This is a genomic window from Ancylobacter oerskovii (assembly GCF_018390555.1).
Classification (GTDB): Bacteria; Pseudomonadota; Alphaproteobacteria; order Rhizobiales; family Xanthobacteraceae; genus Ancylobacter; species Ancylobacter oerskovii.
The window spans coordinates 469,249-486,585 of record NZ_JAHBGB010000002.1; the positions used below are offsets into that span (position 1 = coordinate 469,249).

The following is a 17,337-nucleotide window of genomic DNA, read 5'->3' on the forward strand; positions in this document are numbered from 1 at the left end:
CGCCTTCATGTCCGACCGTATCTTCCTGCGCGGCATCGAGCTGCACGCCTATCACGGTCTCTATGAGGAAGAGGCGCGCCTCGGCCAGCGCTTCGTGATCGATGTCGACTGGTGGCTCGACGCCCATCCGGCCGCCCAGCACGACGATTATGCGGAAACCGTCGGCTACGAGAAGGTGTTCGAGACCGTGCACGCCGTTTCGGCGGGGCACCGCTTCCACATCATCGAGGCCTTCGCCGAGGCCATCGCCGCCGAGATCCTGCGCCGCTATGCCCGCGTCGAGCGCGTGCGGGTCGAAGTGCACAAGCCGAACGCCCCGATCCCCGGCGTGCTGCGCGACGTCGGGGTCGAGATCGTCCGCCAGCGCGACTGAACGGTCAGCGGCGCTTGACGCGCACCGGCACCGGGGCGCCGTAGCGCGGGGCCATCCGGGCCGACGGCAGCAGGCGCAGCGGCTTCTCCTGCACCCGCGCCAGCCGCGCGAAGCGGTCGCGCCACGGCACCTCGACGAGGCGGAAGCTCAGCGCCGCCAGCGCCACCACCAGCGCCACCACGAGAACCAGCAGGACCCCGGCGCCCACCGGGCCGACGTCGTAGAGCTGCTTGGCGACCCCGTCCACGATCACCTCGCGGCGCAGATCGATGCCGGCGAGGTCGCCATGCAGCCAGAGCCCGTAGCTCACCGCCAGCACCAGCACCGGCATGTGGATGAGGTAGATGGAGAACGACCAGCGGCCGAGCGCCTGAAGAGGGTCGAGCCGCATGAGCCGCGAGGCCAGCCCGCCCTCCCGTGCGAAAACGAGGATCGGCAGCGCGAAAGCCAGCGGTGCCAGCACGCTCAGCACATGCGCCTTGTCGGGACCGCGGCCGGCGGCGACGATGAACGCCGCCGCCAGTGCCAGGGAGGCCAGCTCCAGCGGGGTGGCGAAGGGCAGCCGGCGGTGGCGCAGCGCCGCATGCAGATGATAGGCGCCCACCCCGGTGAAGAAGCCGGCAATGCAGCGTATGTAACCGAAATCGGCGGTGGAATTCATATAGGCCGGCGCGAAGACGACGATGATCGCCACCGCCCCCACGGCCAGCGCCGACGACACCAGCAGCAGTTTCCGGCGCGCCGTCAGCACCACCAGGGCGAACAGGAAATAGGTGTAGAACTCGGCGCCGATGCTCCAGGCCGGCCCGTTCCACGCCGAGCCGTAGAACCCCATCGAATTGAGCAGGAAGGCGTTGAGCAGCAGCGCCCGCAGCGAATAATTGCCGCTCTTGGCGTCGATCAGCAGCCGCTCGGGATGATAGCCGATCACGTTGATCGCCATCACGCCCAGCATCATCGCGAACAGGATGGCGAGGTGCAGCGGCCACAGCCGGCCGATGCGCCGCAGCAGGAAGCCGGTGAACTGCCGCCGGTCGCGGATCCTGTCGCGATAGGCGTGGCAGACGACGAAGCCCGACAGCACAAAGAAAAAATCGACAAACAGATATGAATTCAAAATAAATTCATTCTGCAAAAACGGCGTATCGACGATGAAAATGAAATGATAGATGACTACCATGATAGCGCATACGCCGCGCCAGGAGTCGAGAACCTCGAATCTTTCGCCCGTCGCGGCAGAATTCATGTCGCTAACCTCTCAGGTACCATCCTGCCGTCAGGCATGAACAGGCGCATGACTGTCGGCACTCCCCCGAATCACTAACGGGACAATGTGGCGAGAGTTCCGTTTTCGATTACGTGCGCTCCCGATGCGAAGGGACTTCCGAACGCCGGCCCGACGTTCTACAGCTTGATCCTCGTGCATGCGGGAGTGAGCGACGATGCGTGATGCCGATCCGAAGCCCATCCGTCTCGTGGATTACCGGCCGCCGGACTGGCTGGTGGATACCGTCGATCTCGACATCGGCCTCCATCCGACCGCCACGGTCATCCGCGCCCGGCTCGGCATGCGGCCGAACCCGGCCGGCCGCGAGGGCGCGCCCATCGTGCTCGACGGCGACGAACTGGTGTTGAAGTCACTGGCGCTCGACGGCGAGACGCTGGCCGGCAACGCCTACAGCGTCACGCCCTCCTCGCTCACCCTGCTGGCCCCGCCCCAGCGCGCCCTCACGCTGGAGATCGAGACGCTGCTCGATCCCTCCGCCAACACCAAGCTGATGGGGCTCTACCGTTCCAGCGGCACCTATTGCACCCAGTGCGAGGCCGAGGGATTCCGCCGCATCACCTATTTCCCGGACCGGCCGGACGTGCTCGCCGTCTACACCACCCGCATCGAGGCCGAGCGCGAGGAAGCGCCGGTGCTGCTGGGCAACGGCAACAAGGTCGAGGAAGGCGAGCTGCCCGGCACCACCCGCCATTTCGCGGTGTGGCACGATCCGTGGCCGAAGCCCTGCTATCTGTTCGCGCTGGTCGGGGGCCGGCTTGACCGCGTGGGCGACCGCTTCGTCACCGCCACCGGGCGCGACGTCGAGCTCGGCATCTATGTCGAGCCCGGCAAGGCGGCGCGCGCCGGCTACGCGATGGACGCGCTGAAGCGCTCCATGCGCTGGGACGAAGAGGCCTTCGGCTGCGAATACGATCTCGACGTGTTCAACATCGTCGCCGTGGCCGATTTCAACATGGGCGCGATGGAGAACAAGGGCCTCAACATCTTCAACGACAAATACGTGCTCGCCAGCCCGGAGACCGCCACCGACAACGACTATGCGAGCATCGAGGGCATCATCGCCCACGAATATTTCCACAACTGGACCGGCAACCGCATCACCTGCCGCGACTGGTTCCAGCTGTGCCTGAAGGAAGGGCTCACCGTCTTCCGAGACCAGGAATTCTCCGCCGACCAGCGCTCGCGCCCGGTGAAGCGCATCATCGACGTGCGGCTGCTGAAGGCCTACCAGTTCACCGAGGATGCCGGCCCGCTGGCGCATCCGGTGCGACCGGCCACCTATCGCGAGATCAACAACTTCTACACCGCCACCGTCTACGAGAAGGGCGCCGAGGTGGTGCGGATGCTGAAGACCCTGCTGGGGTCGGAAGGCTTCCGCAACGGCATGGACCTCTATTTCGAGCGCCATGACGGGCAGGCGGCGACCATCGAGGACTTCCTCGCCTGCTTCGCCGATGCCACCGGCACCGATCTCGCCCAGTTCGCGCTGTGGTACGCCCAGTCCGGCACGCCGCAGCTCGCCATCACCGGCGAGTGGAACCCGGCCGAGCGCAGCTATCGCCTCGATGTCGAGCAGTCCGTGCCGCCGACGCCCGGCCAGCCGGACAAGCAGCCCATGGTGATCCCGCTCGCCCTGGGCCTCGTCGGACCGTCCGGCGAGGACCTCCCCCTCACCCTCGCCGACGGCACCTCGCCGGCGGGCGGCGTGCTCACCGTCGACGCCCCCCGCCACAGCTTCGTGTTCCGCGACGTGGCCGAGCGTCCGGTGCCCTCGCTCAACCGCGGCTTCGCGGCGCCGGTGCGGCTCGCCAGCAACCTGTCGAGCGACGACCTCGTCTTCCTCGCCCGCCACGACCGCGACCCGTTCAACCGCTTCGAGGCGGTACAGACCCTCGCCCTCGGCTATCTCATCGAGGCGACGCAGGCGGTGCGCTCCGGCCGCAACCTGCCGGAGCCGGCGGCGCTGATCGCCGCCATGGGCGCGAGCCTCGCCGATCCGGCGCTCGATCCGGCCTTCGTCGGCCAGGTCCTCACCGTGCCGTCGGAAAGCGACATCGCCCGCGAGATCGGCCGCGATGTCGATCCCGACGCGGTCTATGCCGCGCGCGCCACCCTGCGCCGTGCCGTCGGCACCGCGCTCGCCGAGCCGCTGGCCGGCGCCTTCGAGCGCTTCGCCGCCCCCGGCCCCTATTCCCCGGACGCCGCCTCGGCCGGCCGGCGCACGCTGCGCAACACCTGCCTCAGCCTGCTGGCGGAAGCCGGGGCCGGCGAGGGCGTCGCCCGCGCCCTCGGCCTCTACCGCGCCGCCGACAACATGACCGATCGCCTGCAGTCGCTGATGACGCTCTGCCACCATGCGCCGGGGCAGCGCGCCGAGGTGCTCGCCGACTTCTACGAGCGCTTCCGCGACGACCCGCTGGTGCTCGACAAATGGTTCGGCATCCAGTCGCAGATCCCCGAGCCGGGCACGCTCGATCGGGTCAGGGAGCTCACCGGCCACCCGGCCTTCTCCCTGCGCAACCCCAACCGGGTGCGGGCGCTGATCGGCAGCTTCGCCACCGGCAATCCGACGCAGTTCAACCGCGCCGACGGCGCCGGCTACGACTTCCTCGCCGACACTGTGCTTGGGCTCGACGGCTCGAATCCGCAGCTCGCGGCTCGCCTGCTCGGCGCCCTCAAGAGCTGGCGGGTGCTCGAGGAGGGGCGTCGCGGCAAGGCGGAGGCGGCCCTGCGGCGCATCGCCGGCACGGCCGGCCTGTCGCCGGACGTCTCCGACATCGTCACCCGCTCGCTGGCCTGAGGAGCCCCCGCCGAACTTCCACCATACGACGGGGCGCGATCGTGCTAGGCTTCGGGCAGCGCGGCAAGGAAGGCCATCGGCCATCATGGGCGAGAGGACATCCGATGTGTTCGACCCTCCCTTCGGGACCCTCGCCGGGCCGGCCTATGAATGCGCCCCGATAGGCCTCTGCACCCTCGACGACCGGCTGCGGGTCCTCGCCTGCAACCAGCGCTTCCAAGACCTTGCCGCCGCAACCGCGCCCCTCGTGGGACAAGCGCTGGACGAATGCCTGCCCGGCGCCGGCGACTTTCTCGCCGGCCTGGTCGCCGGCCCCCCGTCCTCCGGCGAGATCGATCTCGCGGTCGATCGCGCCGGCATCCGGCAGGTCCTGCGCCTGTCGGCGACGCGCTTCGAGGGCGGCGTGTCGCTGGCCCTTGCCGACATCACCGCCTCGACCGAGGCGCATGAGGCCCTGCAGCGTGCCGCCGAGCGGTCGAGCTTCGCGCTGGAAAGCGCCGGCCAGTGGGTCTGGGACTTCGACATCGTCGAGAACCGTGTCTGGCGCTCGCAGCAGTGGAAGCGCGCCCTGGGCTACACGACCGAGGAGCTTGCCGATCAGGACGAGCCCTGGCGCATCGTGCACCCGTCCGACCGCCGGGTCGTGCAGGCGGCGATGGCGCCGATCCTCGCCGGCACCCGCAGCGATTTCGAGGCCACCTATCGGCTGCGCCACAAGGATGGCGACTGGCGGTTCATCCTCAGCCGCGGCAAGGTCATCGCCCACACGCCGGAAGGCCGCCCGGCCCGCATGCTGGCCACCAGCATCGACATCACCCGCCAGAAGCAGGTCGAGCGGGAGCTGGAGGCGACCATCCGCCAGCGCCGGGCCCTCGAGCACGACCTCATCGTCGCCAATCGCCGGCTGCGCCTGCTGGCGGAGATCGACAGCCTCACCGAGCTGCCGAACCGCCGCAAGTTCGACAAATGCCTCGAGCGCGAGTTCCGCCGCACCAAGCGCGAGCGCCCGAGCATCGCGCTCGCCATGATCGATGTCGATTACTTCAAGTCGTTCAACGATCTGTACGGGCACCAGGCCGGCGACGACTGCCTGCGCCAGGTCGCCGAGGCGTTGCAGCAGGTGGGGCGCCCCTCCCGCGACATCGTCACCCGCTATGGCGGCGAGGAATTTGCCGCCATCTTCGTCGATATCGACGCCCCCGAGGCGGTCGCGATCGCCCGCCGCATGGCCGAGGCGGTGGACCGGCTCGCCGTGCCGCATCGCGGCAGCCCGTTCGGCCGGGTCACCATCTGCACCGGCCTGACCCTGTTCCGCTTCGGCCAGCCGCGCCGGCTGCGCACGCCCTACCAGTTGGTGCAGATCGCCGACCGCGCCCTGTATGCCGCCAAGGCGGCCGGGCGCGATCACATCGCCGTCGCCAGCCAGCTGGAGGACGGCCGCTTCGAGATCGGCCTCATCGGGCGCGACGTCGATGTCGACATCGCGCCCGCCGACTGAGTTCCCTCAGTACTCCACCACGCCGTCGAGCGCGTAATGCTTGACGCTCTTGCGGTTGGCGATCAGCTCGTCCGCGGTCGGCTTGCCGGTGAGCGCACGCTCGATGGCGATCTTCATCGCCTCGTAATTGGTCCGGTAGAGATCCTTCTGGTCGAGGTTCGGATCTTCCGGGCAGCGCGGGTCGAGCCACACCATGACGATCATGCACAGCTCGTCGGCCTCATCCTTCGGCAGGATGCCCTCGGCCAGGCAATCGACGATGGCGTCGCCGATCGCCGCCTGCACCACGCCGCCCAGGAGCTCCACATAGGCGGCCGAGGGGATAGTGACCTTGGAGGTCATCATGGTCGCCGGGCGCACCATCTGGTTGAGGTCGCGGATGACGAACATGCGGGTATGGCCCGCCGCCTGCCCCATCATCGACGCGAAGGCCTGACCCGCCGGGCCCCGGACCGAGCCGATGAGGATCTCCGGCATGGCGTCGGTGAACTGTCCGTCGGCGGCGAGAACCGTCGCTTCTCCGGTGCGAAACCAAATGTCGGTCATTGATCTGTCCCTCTGGATCCTGACTGATGCGGCCATAGCATCCCGCTCGGATCATCGTCCATGCGGCTGATGCGCTGTCCCGGCGTAACTGTCTGGCGCGACTCGATTTGCCGCAGCTCCCACCCCTTAAAGTTGCTGAATCATTAACTTGACTCTCCGGGACTCTGGACAGGGGGGGCCCGTTTCGATTCAAATCAACGGTGATTCGGCGGGCAGGGATGGTCCCGCCGGGTCTGGGATCAGGGCAAGTTTGTCAGGGGGAGGCCGGCGATGGCGCGCGCCAACGCTGCGGGCGCGTCCGTGCGCGTTCAGGCCATGCGCGGCCTGGCGCGCTCGGTCGCACGACCCGCCTATCAGCGGCTGGTCGATGCCGAGCCCTTCATGCGCCGCGCGGTGCCGGCGCTCATCGTCGCCTTCATCGCCATCGTCGCCGTGGCCGCCGTGGTGCAGATCCGCGCCTATCGTGCCGATTCCATCACCGATGCCAAGGACGAGCTGGCGCTGTTCACCCTCGCCGTCGCCAGCGAGCTGCGCCAGCACCAGGGACAGGGAAACGCGGACGCCGCCACCCTCGTCACCGCCCTCAAGGCGAGCCTGCCGGTTCGGGCCGCCGAGGCCCGGCGACGCTATGCCGTCACCGATGCCAACGGCAATGTCCGCGCCTCCAGCGACGATGATCCCGCCATTGCCGCCGACATCCGCTTCGTCCTCGCCAATGCCCAGGCGCTGACGATCTTCGCCGAAAGCGCCGGCGTGCTCGACGTCACGCTCAGCGACGGCCGCGACGGCCTCGCCACCGTCCGCAACATTCCCGGCCAGCCGCTCCAGCTGGTCGCGATCCAGCCGCTGGCCGGCGCCCTGTCGACCTGGCAGTCGGACACCATCCTCACCGTCACCCTGCTCTCGACCACCGGCGGCGTGCTGCTCATCCTCGGCTTCGCCTTCCACTGGCAGGCGACGCGGGCGCGCGAGGCGGACGGCATCTACGACACCGTGCGGGCCCGCATCGACACCGCGCTGTCGCGCGGGCGCTGCGGTCTCTGGGACTGGGACATGGGCCGCGGGCGCATGTTCTGGTCGGAATCGATGTTCGAGATGCTCGGTCTCGAGCCTCGCGACGACCTCGTCTCCTTCGGCGATGTCAGCGGCCTCGTACATCCCGACGACGTCGATCTCTACGACATGGCCAAGGAGATCGCCGACAAGCCGGGGCGCATCATCGAGCGCGTGTTCCGCATGCGCCATGCTGACGGCCACTGGGTGTGGCTGCGAGCGCGGGCGGAAGTGGTCGCGCAGGAGAATGGTGAGCCGCCGCATCTCATCGGCATCGCCGTCGACGTCACCGAGGAACGCCGCCTCGCCGAGCGCACCGCCACCGCCGACATGCGGCTGCGCGACGCCATCGAGAGCATCTCGGAATCCTTCGTGCTGTGGGACACCACCAACCGCCTGGTGCTCTGCAATTCCAAGTTCCAGGCCCTGCACGGCTTCGGCGATACCATGCTGGTGCCTGGCACGCCGTTCGATACCATCGCCGCGCAGCTGCGCCAGCCGGTGGTGCGCATCCCCTTGCGCTCCGAGGACCGGCCCGAGGAAGGCGCGCGCTCCTTCGAGGCGCAGATCGAGGGCGGGCGCTGGCTGAAGATCGCCGAGCGCCGCACCAAGGACGGCGGCTACGTCTCGGTCGGCACCGACATCACCACGCTGAAGCGCCACGAAGAGCGGCTGATGGACAGCGAGAAGCGCCTGATGGCGCTGGTCGCCGACCTGCGCAAATCGCAGCAGACGCTGGAGATGCAGGCCCTCCAGCTCGCCGAGCTCGCCCAGAACTACGCCGACGAGAAGACCAAGGCCGAGGACGCCAACCGCGCCAAGTCGGAATTCCTCGCCAATATGAGCCATGAGCTGCGCACGCCGCTCAACGCCATCATCGGCTTCTCCGAATTGATGGAAAGCGGCCTGTTCGGGCCGCTCGGCAGCGAGAAGTACAACGAGTACTGCCGCGACATCCGCGATTCCGGCCGCTACCTCCTCGACGTCATCAACGACATCCTCGACATGTCGCGCATCGAGGCCGGCCGCATGCAGCTCTCCCTGCAGCCGGTGAAACTCGACGAGGTCGTCGCCGACGCCATCCGCGTCATGTCGGTGCGGGCGGACGAGAAGCACCTCGCCGTCGTCTCCGAGGCCGACCCCGAGCTGATGGTGGAGGCCGACAAGCGGGCGCTGAAGCAGATCGCGCTCAACCTGATCTCCAACGCCATCAAGTTCACCCCCGAGCACGGCCGCATCACCCTGCGCACGCGCCGGACCAAGCAGTCGGCGCTGCTCGTCATCGAGGATACCGGCATCGGCATCCCCAAGAGCGCCCTCGCCAAGATCGGCCGGCCCTTCGAGCAGGTGGAAAGCCAGTTCACCAAGACGCACAAGGGATCCGGCCTCGGCCTCGCCATCGCCAAGTCGCTCGTCGAGCTGCATGGCGGCACCATGCGCATCCGCTCCTCCGAGGGCGTCGGCACCACGGTGATCATCCGCCTGCCGCTGAACGGCCGTCCCGGACTGCAGTACAGGAATGCGGCGGGCGAATTGGCCGACGAGACCGAAGCAGGCTAGTTTCGGCCTCACCGTACACCGGATCGATCTCCATGCCCGCTCTCTCCATCGATGAAGCCGTCCCGGTCGACTGCGTGGTGGCCGGGGCCGGGGTGGTGGGCCTCGCCGTCGCGCGGGCGCTGGCGCTGGCCGGGCGCGAGGTGCTGGTGCTGGAAGCCACCGGCCTCATCGGTTCGGAGACCTCCGCCCGCAACAGCGAGGTCATCCATGCCGGAATCTACTACCCGCCCGGCTCGCTGAAGGCCCGGCTCTGCGTCGCCGGCCGCGAGGCGCTCTATGCCTATTGCGCCGAACGCCGCATCGGCCACAAGCGCTGCGGCAAGCTGATCGTCGCCCATGGCGACGCGGAAATCGCCCGGCTCGACGCCATCCGCGCCCGGGCCCAAGCCTGCGGCGTCGACGATCTCGAACCGCTGGACCGCGCGGCGCTGCGCGACATGGAGCCGGCGCTGAAGGCCGAGGCCGCGCTGCTCTCGCCCTCGACCGGCATCATCGACAGCCATGGCCTGATGCTGGCTCTGCAGGGCGACATCGAGGACCATGGCGGCTCCGTCGCCTTCAACGCCCCGATCCTCGGCGGCTCCCTCGCGACCGACGGCATCCTTCTCGAGGTCGGCGGCGCCGAGCCGATGACGCTGCTGGCCGCAAGCTTCGTCAACAGCGCGGGCCACGGCGCCGTCGCCCTTGCCCGCGCCCTCGAAGGGTTCGATCCGCGGCACGTTCCTCCGGCCTATCTGTGCAAGGGTTCCTATTATTCCCTGCCCGGCCGGGCTCCCTTTGCGCGGCTGGTCTATCCGGTGCCGGAGGCGGCGGGGCTCGGCGTCCATCTCACCCTCGACCTCGGCGGGCAGGCACGGTTCGGCCCCGACACCGAATGGATCGAGACGATCGACTACAATGTCGATCCCGCCCGCGCCGAGCGCTTCTACGAGGCGATCCGCCGCTACTGGCCGGCCTTGCCGGATGGCGTCCTCGCCCCCGCCTATGCTGGCATCCGGCCTAAGATCACCCCGCCGGGCGCCGCGGCTGCCGATTTTCGCATCGATAGCCCCGCCGAACATGGCGTGCCCGGGCTGGTGAACCTGTTCGGCATCGAATCCCCCGGCCTCACCGCCAGTCTCGCGATCGGCGATCTGGTCGCGGAGAAACTGCGCCGCTGAGGCTTACGAACGCCGCTTCGAGGGCACGCCCGACAGCAGGCGCAGGAACAAGGCCCGCACCTCCTGCTGGGTCTCGCGCAGATGGGCGTCGAGCGTGGCGAAATCCGGCATGGTGCCGGCCCGTGCCAGCAATTGCCGCAGCGCCGGGCTGGCCTGAGCCGGATCGAAGCCGCCGGTGACGGCCAGGCGCAGCACCTGCGTCAGATCGTGCAGCAGGGAGCAGGCACGGGTGAGCAGTTGCGCATCGGCGGCCTCGATCACCCCCGCGCGCCCGGCGCTCGCGAGCACCCGCACCGTCGAGGTCTGCATGATCTCGGGATAGCTCCCGCCATAGGCCAGCACGAGGTACTGGGCGAGGAATTCGAGGTCGACAAGCCCGCCCTGGCTGTATTTGAGGTCCCAGGCCTGGCCGTCGCCCTTCTCCTCGGCAATGGCCATGCGCATGTCGAGTATGTCGGCCGCCAGCCGCTCGGGATCGCGCCGGCGGCAAAGAACCCCCGCGATCGTCTGCTCTACCCGCTCCCGAAAGGCCGGCGTCGCCAGTACCACTCGCGCCCGCGTCAGGGCCATGTGCTCCCAGGTCCAGGCCTCCTCCGCCTGATAGACCTCGAAGGCCGGCAAGCGCGTGGCGATCGGCCCGGCCCGGCCGGAGGGCCGCAGGCGCAGATCCACCTCATAGAGACGGCCGGCATTGGTGGGGGTGGTCAGCGCGCTTACCAGCCTCTGCGTGAGCCGGGCATAGTACTGCGTACCGTGCAGCGGCCGCGGCCCGTCGGATTCGGGGGCCTCGTCGTCGAAATCATACAGCACGATGAGGTCGAGATCGGACCCCGCCGTCATCTCCCTTCCGCCCAGCTTGCCCATGGCAAGCACCGCCACCTCGCCGCCTGCGAGGACTCCATGGGCCTCGCGGAAACGGGCCATCACCGCCTCGCCGAGCACCCGGATCACCACGTCGGCGAGGCGCGCGAACGCATCGCCCGCCTGTGCCGCCGGCAACGTGCCCGACAGCACCCGCACCCCCATCAGCACATGCTGCTCCTGGCGGAAGCGGCGGGCGCGATCCAGCAGATCCTCCTCGTCGCTCGCCTCGGCGAGCTGGGAACGCAGCCTCGCCTCCAGCGCCGCCTCGTCCGGCAAGGCGCCGAAGAAGGCCGGATCGAGCAAGGCGTCGAACAGCACCGGGCGCCGCGCGAGGATCTCGCCAAGGCGCGGCGCGGTGGAGAGGATGGTGGCGAGCAGCCGGACGAGATCGGGGTGACGGGACAGGGCCGAGAGGAGGCGCAGACCGCTGGTCAGCTGGCGGAAGAAGCGATCGGCGGCGATGAGCGCGAGATCCGGCTCGCCGCCGCGGGCCAGCGCGTCGAGCAGCGGCGGCACGATCACCGCCAGCCGCTCGCGCGCGACGGTGTTGCGCAGCGCGCGCGCCTCGCCCGACAACCAGCCCCGTATGGTGGCGCTGGCCTGCTGCGGCTGCTGGTAGCCGAGGCGATGCAGCGTCGCCAGCGTCTCGCGGTCGTCGGCCTCGGCAGGGAATTCGAGACGGCCTTCCACCGCCGCGCGCGGAGGCGCGTCCTCGAACAGGCGGGAATAATGCCGCTGCACGCGGGTAAGGCGCCGGGTGAGCTCGGCGGCGAAAGTTTCGGGCGAGGCATAGCCCATGAAGGCGGTAAAATCCGAGAGCGCCTGCGGTTCATCGGGCAGGGTGTGTGTCTGCTCGTCGGCGACCATCTGCAGCCGATGCTCGACCCGGCGCAGATAGAGATAGGCTTCGGTCAGCTCATCGCGGGCGACCTTGCCGATCCAGCCATCCTCGGCGAGACGCTCCAGCGCCTCCAGCGTCCGCGGCGTGCGCAGCCGGGCGTCGCGGCCGCCGGCGATCAGCTGCTGGGTCTGGGCGAAGAATTCGATCTCCCGTATGCCTCCCCGCCCGAGCTTGACGTTGTGCCCCTCCACCGCCACCGCGTCATGACCGCGAAAGGCATGGATCTCCTGCTTCATCGCGTGCACGTCGGCCACGGCCGCATAGTCGAGCGAGCGGCGCCACACGAAAGGCGCCATCTGCTTCAGGAAGCTCTGTCCCAGCGCGAGATCGCCGGCGATCGGCCGCGCCTTGATGTAGGCGGCGCGCTCCCAGGTGGCGCCTTCGCGCTCGTAATAATCGAGGGCGCTGTCGACCGAGAGGGCCGCCTGCGTTGATGCCGGATCCGGTCGCAACCGCAGATCGACGCGCGCCACATAGCCGTCCGCGGTGCGCTCCTGGATCAGCCGCACCAATTGGCGGGTGAGCCGCACGAAGAACGACGCCGCCTCGACCTCCTCGCCGAGTGGCGCGCGTGCGGGATCGTAGAGCACGATGAGGTCGACATCGCTGGAATAGTTGAGCTCGCGCGCACCGTGCTTGCCCATGGCGAGCACCACATAGCCGCTGGCGCCACGGGTGAATTTCCGCAGCTTGCCCGCCTCCACCGCCTCGCGCAGCAGATGGTCGACCGCCGCCGAGATCGCCGCATCGGCGGTGGCGGTAAGGGCGGCGGTGATCGCATCGAGGTCGAACACCCCGCCTATGTCGGCAAGCGCCACCGTCAGCGCCGTCTCGGCGCGCAGCTGCCGCAACGCCGCCATCGCCACGGCTTCATCCGCCGCCGCGCCCACCGCCTCGGCCATCGCCGAACGCGCATGGACCAGGCTGTCCTCGGGGTCGGTGGTCAGCAGGCGCAGAAGCCGCGCCGGGTCCCGGCGTATCAGTTCCGACAGGAAAGGCGAATGCGCCGCGACATTTGCGAGAACCGTCGCCGCGGCCGGACAGCTCGCCAACAGGTCGGCGAGAGCACGGCGGAGAGCGGCCGGGGCCGTCTCGATCAGGCTGGCGAAGGATGTCGCGGCCTTCGAAACGTCCGGCCCGGCTTCTTCCACGCGCATGCGCGCCGCCAGTCCGCTCAGTTCCTTCCGCGCCGCCTTTCGCCTGCCCTGTCGTTCCGCCATGTCGTCCGTGCACCTCCAACCCACCGCCCAGTCTATAGGCAAAGAATTGTCAAAGTGCTGCATCCCCGGAGGAAAGCTGCAGATCGGCCGGCTCCGCCTCGGCGGGCAGCTCGATCACCACCCGCAGCCCGGGCGCGTTGTCTTCCAGGCGCATCGTGCCGCCATGCAGATGCACCACCGCGGCGACCAGCGACAGGCCGAGCCCGGAACCCGGCTGCGTCCGGCTTTTTTCCAGCCTGACGAAGCGCTGCAGCACATGCGTGCGTTCCTCGGGCGGGATGCCCGCGCCGCCATCGGCGACGACAAGGCGCACCGTTTCGCCGTCGCGACCGGCGGAAATGGCGATGCGCCCGCGCCCACCCGGCACATCCGGCGCGCCGTACTTGATCGCGTTGTCGACGAGATTGGACAGCGCCTGCCCCAGCAGCTCGCGCACGCCCCGCACCATCAGCGGACCGTCGATCGTCGCCTCGATATCCAGCCCCTGCTCGTCGGCGAGCGGCTCGTAGAGCTCGGCGACGCCGGTCGCGGTCTCGGCGAGGTCCAGCGGCTGCATCGCCGACTGCCCCTGCCCCGCCTCCACCCGCGCGATCATCAGCAGGGCGTCGAAGGTGCGGATCAGCCCGTCGGATTCGTCGATGGTCTGCTCGGTCGCCAGCCGCCAGTCCTCGTCGGTGCGCGCGGTACGCAGCGCGTCCTCCGCGCGGTTGCGCAGCCGGGTCAGCGGCGTCTTGAGATCGTGGGCAATGTTGTCGGAGACCTGCTTCAGCCCGGTCATCAGCGCCTCGATGCGCTCCAGCATGGCGTTGAGGCTCAGCGCCAGCCGGTCGAACTCGTCGCCGGTACCGGCAACCGCCAGGCGGCCGGAAAGATTGCCGGCCATGATGCTCTCGGAGGTCGCGGTCATCTGGTCGATGCGCTTGAGCACCCGGCGCGTCACGAAGATGCCGCCGGCGACGCCGAGCACCACCAGCAGGACCAGCCCCCACACGGCCGGGCCGATGATGATCTTGCGCAATTCCTCGCGCTCGACCACGTCGCGGCCGATCAGTAGCCGGAACTCGCCGGGCAGATAGATGACATGCACCAGCGCCCGCCCGCCGGGACGCACCGCCTCGTCGGAGCGCAGATAGTCGATTTCCTGCCAGCCCTCCTGGGACAGGAAATTCAGCGGCAGGTTCAGCACGTTGCCGGCAAGCGGCTCGCCATTGAAGCTGGTCAGCAGCAGCAGGCCGGCATCGGGCGCGCGGGAACGGCGGTTGACCACCTGCACGAGGCGGGAAATGCCGCCGCGCTCGAACTGGCTTTTCATGAAGTCGGTATCGGCCTGGATGGCCTCGCTGGCCTGGCGCGTCACCAGGCGCTGGGTGTGCCAGCCGAGATAGCCGATCAGCGAGCCGGCAAAGACCGCGAAGACCAGGAGATAAGCGGCGATCAGCTTGAACGCCGTGGTGCGGACCAGCCTACCGAGCGATGTCACGAACGACATATCCAGCCCCGCGCACCGTATGCAGAAGCGGCGGATCGAACCCCTTGTCGATCTTGGAGCGCAGCCGCGAGACATGCACGTCGATCACGTTGGTCTGCGGATCGAAATGGTAGTCCCAGACATTTTCCAGCAGCATGGTGCGCGTCACCACCTGCCCGGCATGGCGCATGAGATATTCGAGCAAGCGGAATTCGCGCGGCTGCAGCACGATCTCCTGCCCGCCGCGGGTGACGCGATGCGCCAGCCGGTCGAGCTCGAGATCCGCGACGCGATAGAGCGTGTCCGCCGCCTGCGGCCCGCCGCGACGCGCCAGCGCCTCGACCCGGGCGAGCAGCTCGGAAAAGGCATAGGGCTTGGGCAGGTAGTCGTCGCCGCCGGCCCGCAGCCCGGTCACCCGGTCGTCGACCTGGCCGAGGGCCGAGAGGATCAGCACCGGCGTCGCGTCGCCGCGCCCGCGCAGTTCGGTGATCAGCGACAGCCCGTCGCGGCGCGGCAGCATGCGGTCGACCACCAGCACGTCGTAGCCGCCGTCCAGCGCGAGGGCGAGGCCCTCTTCGCCGTCCCCGGCCAGATCGACGATGTGTCCCGCCTCGCGAAATGCCTTGCGCAGGTAGTCGGCGGCGGAGCGGTCGTCTTCGACGATGAGCAGACGCATGGTGAAGTCTTCAGAGCAAAAGGCGCCGTCCGTCGACGCGTCGGCCACGCCGGCCGGGCGCAGCGGCGGCCGAAGGGAATCGGCGGCACAGGTCGGTTTCGACATGATGTACGGCATAATCGGCCTCCCGCCTATCGCAGAGGCACCTTGCGGCGCTCTTTACACCTGCTTGCAAACGACAGACGCGGGAGCCCTTTCGGACCCCCGCGCCATCGGACCGGCTGCAACCCAAGGGGCGACGGAACGGACCGCAGCCGGAACCGATCGAAACCGATCGGCTGATCGGAGCGGCCGGGATCAGCCGCGCTGCTGGCCGAGCGAGATGGCGACGAAGCGCGTGCCCTGCTCGGACTTCACCCGCATCAGCACCGCCTTGCGGTTCTCCTTGCGGGCGTCGGCGAGGCCGGCGCGCACATCGGCCGGCGACGTGACCGGCTTGCCGCCGACGTCGAGGATGACGTCGCCCGCCTTGATGCCGCGCTCGGCCGCCGGGCCGTTCGGGTCGACCTCGGTCACCACCACGCCCTGGTCGCCGGCACCGGCGACGCCCTTGGCGGGAGCGAGCGACAGGCCGAGACGGGGACCGTTGCGGTCACCCTTCTCCTGCTCGCCGTCCTTCTGGTCGTTGGAGGCGACATCGGTGGGCAGCTGTTCGAGGCTGACCGACACGTTGATCGGCTTGCTGTCACGCAGCACGCTCAGCTTCACGCTGGTGCCGGGCTTCAGCTTGGCGATCTCGCGCGACATCTCGCGGGAGTCCTTGACCTCCTTGCCGTCGATGGCGGTGACGACGTCGCCCGCCTTCAGGCCGGCCTTCTCGCCGGGCGTGCCCGGCTGCACCTGGGCGATCAGCGCGCCCTGGGCGTCCTTCATGCCGAGCGCCTCGGCGACGTCCTCGCTCACCGGCTGGATCTGGACGCCGACATAGCCGCGCGCCACCGTTCCGCCGCTCTTGAGAGCCTCCACCACTTCCGACACCGTCTCCGACGGGATCGCGAAGGCGATGCCGACATTGCCGCCCGAGGGCGAGACGATGGCGGTGTTCACGCCGATGACCTCGCCGTTGAGGCCGAAGGTCGGGCCGCCCGAATTGCCGCGGTTGATCGGCGCGTCGATCTGGATGAAGTCGTCATAGGGACCCGAGCCGATGTCGCGGCCGCGGGCCGAGACGATGCCGGCGGTCACGGTGCCGCCGAGGCCGAACGGGTTGCCGACCGCGACCACCCAGTCGCCGACGCGCGGCGGGGCACCGGCCAGCTTCACCCAGGGAAAGTTATCCTTGCCCTCGACCTTGAGCAGCGCCACGTCGGTGCGCGGATCGGTGCCGATCACCTTGGCGGTGTAGCTCTTGCCGTCGGTGGTGGTCACGTCGACCTCGGAGGCACCATCGACCACGTGATTGTTGGTCACGACATAGCCGTCGGCGGAGATGAAGAAGCCGGAACCCTGGCCGACGACGCGACCATGGCCCTGCGGGCCGGGACCGCGGCCGGGACCACCCTGGCCGCCCGGACCGAAGCCGAAGCGGCGCATGAAACGCTCGATCTGCGGCGGCACGTTCTGGGCGCCGGGCTCGTCGTCGTTCGAGGCCATCTCATCCGCCTCGTCCTTCTTCACCTTCACGCTCACCACGGCGGGCGAGACCTTCTCGACGATGTCGGCGAAGGAGAAGGTGTTGGTCGGCTGGTTGGTGGTGATCTGGGCGAAAGCCGGCGTCACCGCCTCCGGCACGACGAAGGCGCCGACGGCACCGCCGGCGAGCGCCAGGGTGAACACGCCGGCCAGCAGCCGGCTGCGGCTCTTGCGCAGGGTAGAGGTCTTGCTGGATTCGGGAAGCGCATTACGCGACATGGATCAGTCCTCGTTCATCGACCTTCGCTGCCTCTTGCAGGAGGCTTGAACGAGAAACTAGGGCGCGTCGCCTTAACGC

The 17,337-nt window shown here is 68.9% G+C and carries 11 protein-coding genes; 5 read left to right on the forward strand and 6 right to left on the reverse strand.

Going from position 1 to position 17,337, the window contains the following annotated elements:
- The first annotated feature begins 7 nt into the window (after positions 1-7).
- A complete protein-coding gene (folB, locus tag KHC19_RS02430; protein ID WP_213350421.1) occupies positions 8-373 on the forward strand; it encodes a dihydroneopterin aldolase in 366 nt (121 codons plus the stop codon).
- 4 nt (positions 374-377) lie between these two features.
- Here folB and KHC19_RS02435 read toward each other — a convergent pair whose 3' ends face one another.
- The gene (locus KHC19_RS02435; RefSeq protein ID WP_281418520.1) at positions 378-1,619 is read right to left on the reverse strand and encodes an acyltransferase family protein; all 1,242 of its coding nucleotides are present in this window, start codon (positions 1,617-1,619) and stop codon (positions 378-380) included.
- A 196-nt stretch (positions 1,620-1,815) separates the two neighbouring features.
- On the opposite strand from KHC19_RS02435, the gene pepN reads away from it, so the two are divergent.
- Together pepN and KHC19_RS02445 are read left to right on the forward strand one after the other, a co-directional pair.
- The gene (gene pepN, locus KHC19_RS02440; protein ID WP_213350423.1) at positions 1,816-4,461 is read left to right on the forward strand and encodes an aminopeptidase N; all 2,646 of its coding nucleotides are present in this window, start codon (positions 1,816-1,818) and stop codon (positions 4,459-4,461) included.
- A gap of 106 nt (positions 4,462-4,567) precedes the next feature.
- Entirely contained in the window at positions 4,568-5,959 is a 1,392-nt protein-coding gene (locus KHC19_RS02445; protein WP_213350424.1) for a sensor domain-containing diguanylate cyclase, read from the forward strand.
- A 6-nt stretch (positions 5,960-5,965) separates the two neighbouring features.
- Here KHC19_RS02445 and fae read toward each other — a convergent pair whose 3' ends face one another.
- Complete coding sequence (gene fae, locus KHC19_RS02450; RefSeq protein WP_213350425.1) at positions 5,966-6,505, reverse strand: formaldehyde-activating enzyme; 540 nt, start codon at positions 6,503-6,505, stop codon at positions 5,966-5,968.
- Between the two features lie 270 nt (positions 6,506-6,775).
- Here fae and KHC19_RS02455 point away from each other — a divergent pair, with 270 nt between their 5' ends.
- The gene (locus tag KHC19_RS02455) at positions 6,776-9,118 is read left to right on the forward strand and encodes an ATP-binding protein (protein WP_213350426.1); all 2,343 of its coding nucleotides are present in this window, start codon (positions 6,776-6,778) and stop codon (positions 9,116-9,118) included.
- A gap of 32 nt (positions 9,119-9,150) precedes the next feature.
- Positions 9,151-10,278: an NAD(P)/FAD-dependent oxidoreductase gene (locus KHC19_RS02460; RefSeq protein WP_213350427.1), complete on the forward strand. Its 1,128-nt coding sequence runs from the start codon at positions 9,151-9,153 to the stop codon at positions 10,276-10,278.
- 3 nt (positions 10,279-10,281) lie between these two features.
- On the opposite strand, the gene KHC19_RS02465 is transcribed toward KHC19_RS02460, so the two are convergent.
- The 4 genes from KHC19_RS02465 to KHC19_RS02480 all read right to left on the reverse strand — a co-directional run bounded on the left by KHC19_RS02465 (position 10,282) and on the right by KHC19_RS02480 (position 17,258).
- On the reverse strand, positions 10,282-13,263 hold the full coding sequence (locus KHC19_RS02465) for a bifunctional [glutamine synthetase] adenylyltransferase/[glutamine synthetase]-adenylyl-L-tyrosine phosphorylase (RefSeq protein ID WP_213350428.1): 2,982 nt from the start codon (positions 13,261-13,263) through the stop codon (positions 10,282-10,284).
- Positions 13,264-13,312: 49 nt separating this feature from the next.
- Positions 13,313-14,743, reverse strand: a complete 1,431-nt coding sequence (locus KHC19_RS02470; RefSeq protein WP_213350429.1) for a sensor histidine kinase — start codon at positions 14,741-14,743, stop codon at positions 13,313-13,315.
- Positions 14,727-15,407, reverse strand: a complete 681-nt coding sequence (locus KHC19_RS02475) for a response regulator transcription factor (protein ID WP_213351012.1) — start codon at positions 15,405-15,407, stop codon at positions 14,727-14,729. Before KHC19_RS02475 ends, KHC19_RS02470 begins: the two co-directional genes overlap by 17 nt.
- A 297-nt stretch (positions 15,408-15,704) precedes the next feature.
- Positions 15,705-17,258 (reverse strand): Do family serine endopeptidase, encoded by a 1,554-nt coding sequence (locus KHC19_RS02480; RefSeq protein ID WP_213350430.1) that lies wholly within the window; start codon positions 17,256-17,258, stop codon positions 15,705-15,707.
- Positions 17,259-17,337: the final 79 nt, after the last annotated feature.

Bases quoted from the DNA above. Each gene is read 5' to 3' on its own strand.
- KHC19_RS02460 (WP_213350427.1), top strand. From the start codon at position 9,151: ATGCCCGCTCTCTCCATCGATGAAGCCGTCCCGGTCGACTGCGTGGTG.
- KHC19_RS02480 (WP_213350430.1), bottom strand. From the start codon at position 17,258: ATGTCGCGTAATGCGCTTCCCGAATCCAGCAAGACCTCTACCCTGCGC.
- folB (WP_213350421.1), top strand. From the start codon at position 8: ATGTCCGACCGTATCTTCCTGCGCGGCATCGAGCTGCACGCCTATCAC.
- KHC19_RS02475 (WP_213351012.1), bottom strand. From the start codon at position 15,407: ATGCGTCTGCTCATCGTCGAAGACGACCGCTCCGCCGCCGACTACCTG.
- fae (WP_213350425.1), bottom strand. From the start codon at position 6,505: ATGACCGACATTTGGTTTCGCACCGGAGAAGCGACGGTTCTCGCCGCC.
- KHC19_RS02455 (WP_213350426.1), top strand. From the start codon at position 6,776: ATGGCGCGCGCCAACGCTGCGGGCGCGTCCGTGCGCGTTCAGGCCATG.
- pepN (WP_213350423.1), top strand. From the start codon at position 1,816: ATGCGTGATGCCGATCCGAAGCCCATCCGTCTCGTGGATTACCGGCCG.
- KHC19_RS02465 (WP_213350428.1), bottom strand. From the start codon at position 13,263: ATGGCGGAACGACAGGGCAGGCGAAAGGCGGCGCGGAAGGAACTGAGC.
- KHC19_RS02435 (WP_281418520.1), bottom strand. From the start codon at position 1,619: ATGAATTCTGCCGCGACGGGCGAAAGATTCGAGGTTCTCGACTCCTGG.